13 protein-coding genes are annotated in these 11,547 nt (G+C 42.7%); all 13 read left to right on the top strand.

The window, feature by feature from the left end; translation table 11 throughout:
- The first annotated feature begins 44 nt into the window (after nucleotides 1-44).
- The 13 genes from HXT27_RS00480 (at nucleotide 45) to dcm (ending at nucleotide 11,545) form a co-directional block, all read left to right on the top strand.
- Nucleotides 45-662, top strand: a complete 618-nt coding sequence (locus tag HXT27_RS00480; protein ID WP_103043234.1) for a hypothetical protein — start codon at nucleotides 45-47, stop codon at nucleotides 660-662.
- A gap of 12 nt (nucleotides 663-674) precedes the next feature.
- A complete protein-coding gene (locus tag HXT27_RS00475; protein WP_103043233.1) occupies nucleotides 675-1,433 on the top strand; it encodes a phage antirepressor KilAC domain-containing protein in 759 nt (252 codons plus the stop codon).
- Nucleotides 1,426-1,794: a DUF4406 domain-containing protein gene (locus tag HXT27_RS00470; RefSeq protein WP_103043232.1), complete on the top strand. Its 369-nt coding sequence runs from the start codon at nucleotides 1,426-1,428 to the stop codon at nucleotides 1,792-1,794. Before HXT27_RS00475 ends, HXT27_RS00470 begins: the two co-directional genes overlap by 8 nt.
- Nucleotides 1,794-4,127 carry a virulence-associated E family protein gene (locus HXT27_RS00465; protein WP_103043231.1) on the top strand — a complete coding sequence of 778 codons (2,334 nt, stop codon included), beginning with the start codon at nucleotides 1,794-1,796 and terminating at the stop codon, nucleotides 4,125-4,127. The genes HXT27_RS00470 and HXT27_RS00465 overlap by 1 nt, the downstream gene beginning before the upstream one ends.
- Before the next feature lie 228 nt (nucleotides 4,128-4,355).
- Entirely contained in the window at nucleotides 4,356-4,691 is a 336-nt protein-coding gene (locus HXT27_RS00460; RefSeq protein ID WP_103043230.1) for a hypothetical protein, read from the top strand.
- Nucleotides 4,663-4,953 (top strand): VRR-NUC domain-containing protein, encoded by a 291-nt coding sequence (locus HXT27_RS00455; RefSeq protein ID WP_004125727.1) that lies wholly within the window; start codon nucleotides 4,663-4,665, stop codon nucleotides 4,951-4,953. Before HXT27_RS00460 ends, HXT27_RS00455 begins: the two co-directional genes overlap by 29 nt.
- Nucleotides 4,934-6,373, top strand: coding sequence for an SNF2-related protein (locus HXT27_RS00450; protein ID WP_103043229.1), 1,440 nt, complete (start codon nucleotides 4,934-4,936; stop codon nucleotides 6,371-6,373). Before HXT27_RS00455 ends, HXT27_RS00450 begins: the two co-directional genes overlap by 20 nt.
- A complete protein-coding gene (locus HXT27_RS00445) occupies nucleotides 6,333-6,761 on the top strand; it encodes an RNA polymerase subunit sigma-70 (RefSeq protein WP_101887643.1) in 429 nt (142 codons plus the stop codon). The genes HXT27_RS00450 and HXT27_RS00445 overlap by 41 nt, the downstream gene beginning before the upstream one ends.
- Nucleotides 6,762-6,913: 152 nt before the next feature.
- Nucleotides 6,914-7,273 (top strand): HNH endonuclease, encoded by a 360-nt coding sequence (locus tag HXT27_RS00440; RefSeq protein ID WP_020760705.1) that lies wholly within the window; start codon nucleotides 6,914-6,916, stop codon nucleotides 7,271-7,273.
- Between the two features lie 160 nt (nucleotides 7,274-7,433).
- Nucleotides 7,434-7,985, top strand: coding sequence for a P27 family phage terminase small subunit (locus HXT27_RS00435; RefSeq protein WP_101890248.1), 552 nt, complete (start codon nucleotides 7,434-7,436; stop codon nucleotides 7,983-7,985).
- An 11-nt stretch (nucleotides 7,986-7,996) separates the two neighbouring features.
- Nucleotides 7,997-8,782 carry an S-adenosylmethionine synthetase N-terminal domain-containing protein gene (locus tag HXT27_RS00430; protein WP_103043228.1) on the top strand — a complete coding sequence of 262 codons (786 nt, stop codon included), beginning with the start codon at nucleotides 7,997-7,999 and terminating at the stop codon, nucleotides 8,780-8,782.
- A gap of 14 nt (nucleotides 8,783-8,796) precedes the next feature.
- Nucleotides 8,797-10,065 (top strand): site-specific DNA-methyltransferase, encoded by a 1,269-nt coding sequence (locus tag HXT27_RS00425; RefSeq protein ID WP_103043227.1) that lies wholly within the window; start codon nucleotides 8,797-8,799, stop codon nucleotides 10,063-10,065.
- Nucleotides 10,058-11,545: a DNA (cytosine-5-)-methyltransferase gene (dcm, locus tag HXT27_RS00420; protein ID WP_103043226.1), complete on the top strand. Its 1,488-nt coding sequence runs from the start codon at nucleotides 10,058-10,060 to the stop codon at nucleotides 11,543-11,545. The genes HXT27_RS00425 and dcm overlap by 8 nt, the downstream gene beginning before the upstream one ends.
- Nucleotides 11,546-11,547 lie beyond the last annotated feature (2 nt).

Below are 11,547 nucleotides of genomic sequence, written 5' to 3'. Positions count from 1 at the left end.
AATTCAAGTAATTCCTTCATCGGAAATCAGATGGAGGATTTTTTATGAGAATTCAATTACGTTGTGACAAGCATTTTACAACATTCGACCTCAAGCTTGATGAGGTTAAAGGCTGGCTTAATATCGACCTTCTTCCCGATGAAAGCGAAGAAGAGTTTGAGAAAAGAGCACAAGAAAAGGTAGATGCTGAGTTTAACCGTCCCGAGTATAACTCTCTGCATAAATATGAGAGGCATAAAGGTTTTACTAAGCCTTACAGCGGTGAAGACGGTGAGGAAACTGATGATTATGAGTCTTGCATGAGTGATGTCAGAGACTCTGGCATCTTTTTCAAAACAGTAAATCAAATTAACGCTTCAGAAGAATATAGGGCAGTTGAGTCATTTGTTTACTCGATTTTAAAGCCGGATGTGGCGGATCTTTTTATGGCTGTCCGTATTAGGAAGATGGCGATTAACGAAAAGGCTGCATCCATGCTTAGCCGTGATGCGTTTGAAACGGATGCTGATTACAAAAAAGCAGTGGATCGCTTGGCTAACAACATTACACAGAAGCTTAAGCGGGCTGAGAAAAAATTAGTAAAGAATTTCAAAAAAGCGTCAGATTTTGGCATCCGCCGTGGCTACTTCATAGGAGGAGCCAGTTCCTCCAATAAAAATTAGGAGGTAGCTACTATGAAAGAGCTAATTACAGTAAACCAAGATAGTAAGAATTTAACGGTAAGTGGCAGAGACTTGCATACAGCACTTCAAATTAAAACCGCCTATAAGGACTGGTTTCCAAGGATGTGTGATTACGGTTTTATTGAAGGTAGGGACTTTTGCTCAATTTTGAGCGAAAGTACGGGAGGTCGTCCATTAACCAATCATCAGCTTACTATTGATATGGCAAAACAGCTATGTATGATTCAGCGTACAGAACTTGGCAGAAAATTCCGAGAATACTTTATTTCTGTTGAAGAGAAGTGGAACTCGCCTGATGCGGTAATGGCACGTGCGTTGCAAATAGCCAATAAGAAATTGAGTCTGCTTGAAGCACAAAATCTGAAACTTACCAATACTGTAGCTTTGCAAACACAGCAGATAGCAGAGCTTAAACCGAAAGCCAGCTATTACGATGTGGTGCTTAAATGCAAAGACATAATCTCCATGCGTGTGATTGCAAAAGATTATGGTAAATCGGCACAGTGGATGAACAACTATTTACATGAACTTGGTGTCCAATTTAAGCAATCTGATACTTGGCTTTTATATCAAAAATATGCTGAGAAAGGCTATACCAGCACAAAAACGCATGCTTATGAAGACGCTAAGGGTATTACTCATTCAAAGGTTCACACCTATTGGACGCAGAAAGGCAGGCTTTTCATCTATCACCTCATGACACAACACGGGATATACCCCTTGATTGAACAGGAGGCTAAAGATGAGTAAGTCTTATAAAAAGCATTTAGAAACAACACCGAACTTTAAGCCTATCGTCTACATTTGTGCTCCCTACCGTGGAGATAAAGAAAGAAACGTGAGTCACGCTATTCGGTGTGCGGCTTACGCGTATTCACGTGGAGCAATCCCAATCACTCCACACCTGCTTTTCCCGTTTATGGATGATGAGAATCAAAAGCATAGAGGGGATGCGATGTTTATGGACATTATCCTCTTAGGCAAGTGCAACGAACTATGGGTGTTCGGAGAAAAAATCACAGGCGGCATGCAAGTAGAAATCAATCTGGCAGAAAAACGAAACCAGCCGATTAAGTATTTTACAGATAAGGATTTAGGGGGTGAATATTGATGCGTAGTTTAGCTATCGCTTACGGTAACAACAGGCAGGCAAAAACATGGGTGAATAAGACCATCACCTATGATGAGCTTAAAGACCGTCTTAAAGTTACGATTCGTACCTCAGAGTCAGCGGAAGAGTATGCGAAGATGAGAAAAGCAGACCGTGATCTTGCAAAAGACCACGGTGGTTTCGTTGCGGGAGCGTTGGCTTATGGTAGACGAAAAGTCGACAGTGTTGAGTTTCGCTCCATGCTTGCCTTAGACGGGGATCATGTTGCTAAAGACTTTATTGCAGTCTATGAGAGTGTTGCGCCTTACACGTCTTTTCTGTACACGACACACAGCCACACGCCTGATAATCCGAGGGTGAGAATTGTTTTTCCTTTAACGAGGAATGTAACGCCTGACGAGTTTGTAGCAGTATCCCGTTATTTAGCTGACATGCTGGGTATTGACCAGTTTGATGAATGCTCTTACTTGCCTAACCAGCTCATGTACTGGCCGTCCACGCCACGAAACGGCGTGTATGAGTATAAAGAGGTTGAAAAAGACTGGCTTAATCCTGATGATATTTTATCCGCTCACCCCGAGTGGATAGATCCAACCAGGCTTCCGACCTCGTCTCGTGAGAGTAAAGCGAATCAGGTGCAAAAGCAGAAAGTGCAAGATCCACTCGCGAAAAATGGTGTGGTTGGATTGTTTAACCGAGTATTCTACCCGATAAGTCTTGCTTTGGAAAAGTTTTTAAGCGACGTGTATGAGCCGACGGATAACGAAAACCGCTGGCATCTTATAGCCTCACACAGTATGGCAGGGGTTGAGATTATCGAAGACAAGTTCGTTTACTCTCATCATGCTAAAGACCCAGCATATTTGAAACTGTGTAACGCTTTTGATATTGTTCGCACGCACAAATTCGCTAGCTTAGACGAGAAAGAGTCGTTTAAGAAAATGAGCGAGTTTGCGATGAGTCTTGATGAAGTAAAACTTCAAGCGGCAAACGAGAGACTCTCGGAAGCAAAAGATGATTTTGTTGACAGTGAGGATTGGAAGAAAAAACTACGCTACACGTCTAAAGGCGCGGTTTTAGAAAACTCACTTTATAATGCGAAACTCATTATTAAACACGATCCTTTGCTTAAAGGAATCGTTTTTAACCAGCTGGCTGATGGTCTTGAAATTAAAGGCGATGTGCCTTGGCAGCATCCTGCGAAGTTTTGGAGGGACGCGGACGACGCGCAGCTTATCTGCTATGTGGACGACCATTATGGCTCGTTTTCACAGAGAAACTATGATATTGCTGTCACGAAAGTATCAGATGATAGAAGTTATCATCCGATAAGACGCTATTTTGAGAGTCTTCCTCAATGGGATGGTGTGAAACGTGTAGACACGCTTTTTATCGACTATCTTGGTGCTGAAGACAACGCGTATATTCGTGCAGTGTGTAGAAAAACACTGTGTGCAGCATACATGCGTATCTACCATCCCGGTATTAAATTTGACTACCTTCCTGTTTTTAACGGTGTGCAAGGTATCGGCAAGTCAACGTTTATAGCAAACCTTGGCATGGAATGGTTTTCAGACAGTCTCACGCTTTCAGACATGAACGATAAGACGGCGGCTGAAAAACTCCAAGGATATTGGATTCATGAAATCAGCGAGCTTGCCGGCATGAAAAAAGCTGACCTTGATAAGGTAAAAGCTTTTGTTTCAAGACGTGACGATAAGTATCGTGCTTCTTTTGGTAAACGTGTAGCGCCACACCCGAGGCAGTGCGTGTTCTTCGGTACAACGAATAGTGAAAACGGTTATTTAAGGGATGTTACGGGTAACCGGCGTTTTTGGAATGTGAAAGTGTCGGGAAACGGCAAGTATAAGCCTTGGGAAATGACACGAGAACTGGTTGACCAAATATGGGCGGAAACCATGGTTATTTCCAAGGCGGGTGAAGAACTATTCCTTGACGCGAGCTTGGAGGCTTTCGCTAAAGAAGAACAGCGTGAAGCCATGCAGCAAGACGACCGTGAAGGCATTGTCAGGGAGTATCTTAACATGCTTCTACCCGATACTTGGAATGAAATGGATATTTACAGGCGGCGAGATTACTTCCGTGACATGGAGGATTCGACACGTCCTAAAGGCACGATTAAACGCATGGAAGTATCCAACATTGAAATATGGTGCGAATGCTTCGGGAAAGCCAAAGAAGATATTAAGCCTATCGACAGTTACGCAATATCGGCGATTATGAAACGTTTGAAAGACTGGCAAAAAACAGGCACGCGAAAGCATGTGGGAATTTATGGCTTACAACGAGTCTATGAAAGACAAGATGTGTGACAACTTAGGTTGTTTAGTGACAAGCTGTTAAGGCTTGTCACATCATCTGATAGTTGTCACGCCTGATGTTACTGAGTTTAGACAACTTGTGACAGACAAGAGATGAAATTCTATATTAAATAAAATCTTTATTTATTACTTATAGCGTACATGTAACACGTGTATTCGCGCGTAAAGGAATTTTTAGTCACTTGTCAGTCCTTGTCCCGATAGAAAGGATAAAAAATTATGAGAAGTAAACAAGCAAGAACAATGGAAAGATACATGAAAGCAGGAGCTGAAATGAGACTGCTTAAGAGCCTTAGCGCAAGGCTTATCACAGATACAGGCTCTATCCTCTTAAAAACAGAACAGGATAAATTGATGAGAGCCATGGATAAAGTCCGTCAGCTATGTTCAGTAGCAGAAGAAAACATGTTTAAAGACTATCCCGATTTAAGCAAAGACTATATTGACGTGTTTTACGGCGATGTTGCTAATGATCCGAGAAACGAAGTGGATAAGAAAATCATTGAGGTGGCAAAAGAGGTATCTGATGGGCTTTTTACGAGAAAAGGAAACTGAGCGAAAACTCGTTTGTGAAGTCAAAGCAATGGGAGGACTTTGTTTAAAGCTTACGAGTCCTTCCGTTGACGGGCTTCCTGACAGGCTGGTTTTACTTAACGGTGGAAAGATTGGTTTTGTGGAGCTTAAAGCACCAGGTAAAAAGCCTAGAGTTTTACAGGTGAAACGGATGAAGGATTTACAGGCTTTAGGTTTTAAGGTTTTCGTGGTTGATGACAAGAGTCAGATTGGAGGTGTGATTGATGCGATACGAGCCACATGAGTATCAAAAGTATGCGACTGATTTTATTATCACACACCCGGTGTCAGCGGTTTTGCTTGAAATGGGACTTGGTAAGAGTGTTATAAGTCTTACAGCGATTAACGACCTGATGCTTGACTCGTTTGATGTTTCCAGGACTCTTGTTATCGCTCCTCTTAGGGTCGCAAACACTACGTGGCCTTTAGAGTTAGAAAAGTGGGAGCATTTAAAACACCTAACTTATTCTATTGTGACGGGCACTGAGAAGGAGCGGATTCAAGCACTAAAAACGCCTGCTCACGTTTATATTATTAACCGTGAAAACGTGGAGTGGCTGATAATGAAAAGCGGCCTGCCGTTTAATTTTGACATGGTTGTGATAGATGAGCTTTCAAGTTTTAAATCGTATCAGGCGAAACGTTTTAAAGCATTACTGAAGGCTAGGCCGAAAGTTAAAAGGATTGTTGGTCTTACAGGAACTCCTTCTTCTAACGGGCTTATGGATTTGTGGGCTGAGTTTAGGCTGCTTGATATGGGTCAAAGGCTTGGCCGCTATATTACGTATTATCGGCAGAACTTTTTTGATCCTGATAAGCGTAACCAGCACATGGTTTTTTCTTATAAGCCTAAAGATGGTGCTGAGAGTTTAATCTATAAGCAGATAGCTGATATTACGATTTCGATGAAGTCGAAAGACTATTTGAAAATGCCGGCGTGTGTGATAAACGAGGTGAAAGTAGAGTTATCCGGTAAGGAGCGGAAACTTTATGATGAGCTGAAACAGGATATGGTGGTGTCGTTGGAGGGTAAAGAGATTGATGCGATTAACGCAGCGTCTCTTTCAAATAAGCTTCTTCAAATGGCAGACGGCGCGGTTTATAACGAGAAAAAAGAAAGCGTTCATATTCATGATCGTAAGCTGGACGCGTTAGAGGATTTAATCGAGGCTGCTAACGGTAAACCGGTTCTTGTAGCTTACTGGTTTAAGCATGATCTTGAACGGATTAAGAAACGTTTTAACGTGCGTGAGATTAAAACGAGTGCTGATATTGCTGACTGGAATGCCGGCATGATTCCTGTAGCGTTGATTCACCCGGCTTCCGCGGGTCATGGTCTTAACCTACAAGCTGGCGGCTCTACACTTATCTGGTTTTCCCTGACTTGGAGCTTGGAACTTTACCAGCAAACAAACGCCAGGCTTAACCGTCAGGGTCAAACCAGCACGGTTGTAATCCATCACATTATCACTAAGAACACGATTGATGAAGACGTGATGAGGGCTTTAAGCATGAAGGCTAAAGTGCAGGATGCTTTAATCGAGTCGGTTAAAGCAAGACTACAAATTAACGAAGTGAGGGAAAGGGGTTCTAGAGAGAACTTACCTCAAAATGGAGGTAAGAATGAACAAAAAAGAATACTTACGGCAAGCCTATCTTCTTGATAAACGGATTAAGGCTGACATGGATGAAGTAGTAAGACTGCGTGAGCTTGCTACAAGTGTTTCTTCATTAAGATACGACCGAGAGTATGTGCAGACGACTCGAAGTATAGAAGCTCCGTTTGTGAAAGCTCTTATAAGGGTTATGGATTTAGAAGCAAAGATTAACATGGAGATTACGCTGCTTATCAGTTTGAAAGAGCAGATTTTGGACGTGATTTCTAAACTTGAAAGCGTGGATGAGCAGATGATTTTACGCTACCGTTACATGAGTAACATGACGTGGGAGGATATTGGTAAAGAACTCCATGCAGGTGTCAGAACAGTTATCAGATGGCATGGTAATGCGTTAGAGCATCTTGTTTTTCCTGAAAACCCTATTCGAATCTAAAAATTGAGAAAAGTTGGCATGCTTTGGCATGGTTTGGCATGAGATGGCACTGCCTTCTATATGGTATTATAAACTTAGCAAAAATTATAAATACTAAGCCTTGAAAGACTAATCTTTCAGGGCTTTTTTCATGCCCGAAGGGAGGATAAGTCTTGCCAAGAAAACCTAAAAGACCGTGTTCTTATCAAGGCTGTCCGAACCTAACTGACGGCAGGTTTTGTGAGGAACACTTAAAACAAGAGAACCGGCGCTACGAAAAATACGAGCGTCCTTATGATGCTCACAAGCGTTACGGCAGAGCATGGCAGAAAGTCAGGGACTCTTATGTGAAAGAGCATCCTTTCTGTGAGCTTTGCTTTAAGAACCATATGCTTGTGCCTGTTGAGCAGGTTCATCATATTAAACCGATTGCTGAAGGCGGAACACACGCTAGAGAGAATCTTATTTCTCTATGTAAAAGCTGTCACTCTAAAATTCACGCTAAGCGTGGAGACCGCTGGCATAACAAATAAAAACCACCCCAGGGGCGGTCAAAATCTCTAAAAACCTATTCCCTGGGGAACGGGCGCAGGGCTTCGCGTGCAAAAACAGCGAAATCAAAAGGGCAATAGGGGGAAATCAAAAACGAAAATTTTTAATAATTAAAACTCGTGAGGAAAGGAGGCGGAAAGTTTGCCTACAAAATCAAATAATATCGGCGGTCGTGGCGGCAGACGCGTAGGTGCCGGGCGTAAAAAGAAAGCGGTTGTTGAAAAAGCTAGTGAAGGAAACCCCGGTGGTAGGCCTTTAAGCGTGCTTGATATTCCGGAGCTTGAAGGTGCTGAAATGCCTCAGCCTCACGAGTTTTTATCCGCCACGCAAAAAGACGGCACTCAGCTTCAGGCTAGAGAAATTTTTGAAGAAACATGGAAGTGGCTAAAAGACATTGGTGTTAGCAGTAAAGTGCCATCTCCTCTTATTGAACGGTATGCAATGAGCTGTGCTCGTTGGATTCAATGCGAGGAAGTAACCAGTAAACTCGGGTTTCTTTCCAAGCATCCGACCACAGGAAAACCGATACCATCGCCTTTTATCAACATTGGTATTAACTACATGAATCAGGCGGTCAGGCTTTGGAATGAGATTTTCCAAATTGTGAAAGAAAACTGTTCGACTGAGTTTGATGGTGTTTCACCTCAAAACGATTTAATGGAACGCCTGCTTTTAACACGTAAAAAATTATAAGGAGAAAAATTATGATAGAAAAAGTAAATCCAAGTCACCCGGACAAGATTGCGGATCGTATTGCCGGGGCAATTGTTGATCTTGCTTACAAGATTGATGAGAATCCTAAGATTGCTGTTGAAGTGATGCTCGGGCATGGTAAGTGTGCCGTGTTCATTGAAAGCACGGTGATGTTTAAATTTAAGGATATTAAAAATATTATCCACCGTTTAAGCCCTGGGAAAGTAAAGATTGATATTACGGTCGTGCCACAGGATAAGCATTTAAGCCAAAACCAAAACGGCATGGTTCGTTGCGCGGATAACGGGATTTTTAAAGGCATGCCACTAACAGACGAACAGAAGAAACTCTCGGCTATTGCCCGAAAGGTTTATGAAAAGTATCCGTATGACGGCAAGTATGTTCTTGATGGCGAAAAACTTATCATCTGCCAGTCTCACGCTAAACGAGAAGACTTATTGAAAGACTATCCGAATGCGTTTGTTAATCCTTTAGGCGACTGGACGGGCGGTATCAACGTTGATACGGGAGCGGTTAACCGAAAACTCGGGTCAGACATGGCTGATTCTGTTACAGGCGGAGGTCTTCATGGTAAGGATCTTACAAAAGCTGACGTGTCGGTTAATATTTACGCGTTTTTGAAAGCACAGGAAACCGGCAGGGTGGTTGAGTTTTCTTGTGCTATCGGAGATGAAATGGTTGATGGTAAACCGTATGCGCAGATTGTGAAAATTGCGAAAGATTACATTGACTCGGTGGGTGGTTTTGAAAAGTTCGCTTGCTGGGGTCTTTTCTAACGGGAGGAAAGCTTATGGAAAAAGAGATGCAGTATTATTTAGCTGACGTAAGTGAGCTTATACCGTATGTGAGAAACGCTCGCACGCACTCGGAGGCGCAAGTAGCTCAGATAGCGGCAAGTATTCGTGAGTTTGGTTTCCTCTCACCAATTCTGGTATCTGAGGATAATACGATTCTTGCAGGCCACGGCAGGCTTGCCGCGGCATTAAAACTGGGTCTTAAAAAAGTTCCGTGCGTGAAAGAAAACCATTTAACTGAAACACAAAAGCGTGCTTATATTATCGCGGATAATAAGCTTTCACTTAACGCAGGCTGGGATAATGAGCTATTGGCTGTTGAGTTGTCGGAGCTTGAAGGGGCTGATTTTAACCTTGATCTTCTCGGGTTTGACGAGGCGGAGCTTTCCAGTATTTTTGATGCTGATAAAGACGTAAACGAAGACGATTTTGATGTTGAAAAAGAATTGGAAGAACCGTGTTTTTCTAAAACAGGTGACGTGTGGACGCTTGGTAAGCATCGTGTTATTTGCGGTGATTCAACTGATTCTTCCACGTTTGAAAAACTGCTGGGTGAAACGAAAGTAAATCTTGTTTGCACAGACGCACCTTATTTCGTAAACCTTGAAACCGCGTCAGGGAAAATTAAAAATGATGATTTAAGTGATAAAGAAGGCTACGAGTTTTTAATGAAAGTTTTTACCAACTTCAAAAACTCTATGGCAGCTGACGCGTCTATTTATGAGTTTTACGCAACGATGAAAGCACGTGTTTTCTACGATGCTTTTGAGGACGCGGGGTTTAAGGTGGCGGCTGGTTTAATTTGGAAAAAGCCGAGAGCTCCACTTATGCGAACGGACTGGAAGTTTAACATGGAGCCGATTATTTACGGTTGGCGTAAAGACGGTAAACATAAGTGGTATGGTGATCAGAAACAGACAGCCGTGTTTGAATTTGACGGAATTAAAAACTCGAAGGAAGAAGGCTGTGGGCATCCTTCCAGTAAGCCCGTGCCGCTGATTGCTTATCTTATTAAACAAAGCACGCAAACAAACAGTGTTGTGTTAGACGGGTTTTTAGGATCAGCGTCCACGCTTATAGCCTGTGAACAGATTGGCAGAGTTTGTTTTGGAGTGGAGCTTGAACCTAAATTCATTGACGTTGCGGTTAAACGGTATATGAAGTTTCACGATGATAAAACCAAGGACGTGCTTCTTATACGAGATGGGAAACAGTATAGCTACGAGCAGGCAATTGAAATGATGAAAGAGGCTGGCGATGAGTGAAACACTTACACTCGCCAGCCTTTTTGATGGCTCGGGCGGTTTTCCTTTAGCGGCTACGCTTACAGGGATTAAACCTTTATGGGCAAGTGAAATCGAGCCGTTTCCTATAAGAGTTACCACTAAAAGATTGCCTTATGTTAAGCATTTAGGTGATGTATCAAAGATTAAAGGCGATGCTGTGGAAGCGGTTGATATTATCACGTTTGGAAGCCCCTGTCAGGACATGTCGATTGCCGGTAAACGGGCAGGTCTTAGCGGTTCTCGCTCGAACCTGTTTTTTGAAGCGGTTCGGATTATTAAAGAGATGAGGAGGAAAACAGGTGGACAAAAACCAAGATATATCGTTTGGGAGAACGTTCCGGGAGCGTTTTCCTCAAATAAAGGAGAAGACTTCGAGAAAGTTATCAAAGAAATCTGTGCTGTCAAAGGACATACGTTTAATGCTCTTAGACCTGAAAAATGGAGCAGTGCAGGACTTGTCATGGCAGAAGATTTCTCACTCGCATGGCGGGTACTTGATGCTTCATACTTCGGAGTACCCCAGAGAAGAAAACGTATCTTTCTTGTCGCAGATTTTGATGGACAAAGTGCCGGAAAAATATTATTTGAGCAAGAAAGCATGCCTTGGGATTCTACGGCGAGCAGAAAGCCGTGGCAAGAAACTACCGGACATTTTGAAACAGGCACTGGTGATGCAATCGAAAGATACTGTTTAAACGATCAGGGCGGAAACAGAATGGACGTGTTTGAAAACAAAAGCGGCACGCTTACAGCAAGTGTGGGAAACCATCCACCGCTCGTGTTTGAAAATCACGGACAGGACTCACGGTATAAAGGACCTCTTAGCGTGTCTCAAACCGTGCTTTCCACGTTTGGAACAGGTGGGAATAATCAGCCTTTTGTGGTTTGTGATAAAACCTGTTTTGACGTTCGTTTAACATCACTCAACACGAAAAACAAGCGTGCTAACGTGTATGAAACGAAACTGGCAAGAACAATTAACACAGGGCTAAACTCGCCTGAAGCTAATCAAGGCGGTCTTGCAATAGTGTACTGTACGAGTAAAAACTCGCATCACACGAATGCTCAGGCAGAAATGACAGACACGCTTGTGGCAAGTGACTATAAAGATCCTCCTGTCATAAACGATATAAATGAGGATAAGCACTATGCTGTTAGACGTTTAACCCCGAAAGAGTGTGCAAGACTGCAGGGCTTTCCTGACTGTTGGTGTGATAATCTTCAAACAGAAAATCCAACCGATGAAGATCTTATTTTTTGGCAGGATGTGTTTGAAACACATCGGAAACTAGTCACGAACGCCTGTAAGCCTAAAAGCAAAAATCAGATAATCAAATGGCTTAAAAATCCTCACACTGATTCGGCAGAATACAAGATGTGGGGCAACGGCGTGGCACTTCCCTGCGTGTATTTCGTTCTCAAAAATATCGCTTATTTTCAGGGAAAAGAAAGCACATAAGA

It is taken from the genome of Gardnerella bivia, from assembly GCF_049262715.1.
In the GTDB taxonomy this organism is placed as follows: Bacteria; Actinomycetota; Actinomycetes; order Actinomycetales; family Bifidobacteriaceae; genus Bifidobacterium; species Bifidobacterium vaginale_A.
The sequence above is the reverse complement of the archived record's forward strand: the minus strand, read 5'-3'. Positions and strand labels throughout refer to the sequence as shown.

Bases quoted from the DNA above. Each gene is read 5' to 3' on its own strand.
- HXT27_RS00480 (WP_103043234.1), top strand. From the start codon at position 45: ATGAGAATTCAATTACGTTGTGACAAGCATTTTACAACATTCGACCTC.
- HXT27_RS00475 (WP_103043233.1), top strand. From the start codon at position 675: ATGAAAGAGCTAATTACAGTAAACCAAGATAGTAAGAATTTAACGGTA.
- HXT27_RS00470 (WP_103043232.1), top strand. From the start codon at position 1,426: ATGAGTAAGTCTTATAAAAAGCATTTAGAAACAACACCGAACTTTAAG.
- HXT27_RS00465 (WP_103043231.1), top strand. From the start codon at position 1,794: ATGCGTAGTTTAGCTATCGCTTACGGTAACAACAGGCAGGCAAAAACA.
- HXT27_RS00460 (WP_103043230.1), top strand. From the start codon at position 4,356: ATGAGAAGTAAACAAGCAAGAACAATGGAAAGATACATGAAAGCAGGA.
- HXT27_RS00455 (WP_004125727.1), top strand. From the start codon at position 4,663: ATGGGCTTTTTACGAGAAAAGGAAACTGAGCGAAAACTCGTTTGTGAA.
- HXT27_RS00450 (WP_103043229.1), top strand. From the start codon at position 4,934: ATGCGATACGAGCCACATGAGTATCAAAAGTATGCGACTGATTTTATT.
- HXT27_RS00445 (WP_101887643.1), top strand. From the start codon at position 6,333: ATGAACAAAAAAGAATACTTACGGCAAGCCTATCTTCTTGATAAACGG.
- HXT27_RS00430 (WP_103043228.1), top strand. From the start codon at position 7,997: ATGATAGAAAAAGTAAATCCAAGTCACCCGGACAAGATTGCGGATCGT.
- HXT27_RS00425 (WP_103043227.1), top strand. From the start codon at position 8,797: ATGGAAAAAGAGATGCAGTATTATTTAGCTGACGTAAGTGAGCTTATA.
- dcm (WP_103043226.1), top strand. From the start codon at position 10,058: ATGAGTGAAACACTTACACTCGCCAGCCTTTTTGATGGCTCGGGCGGT.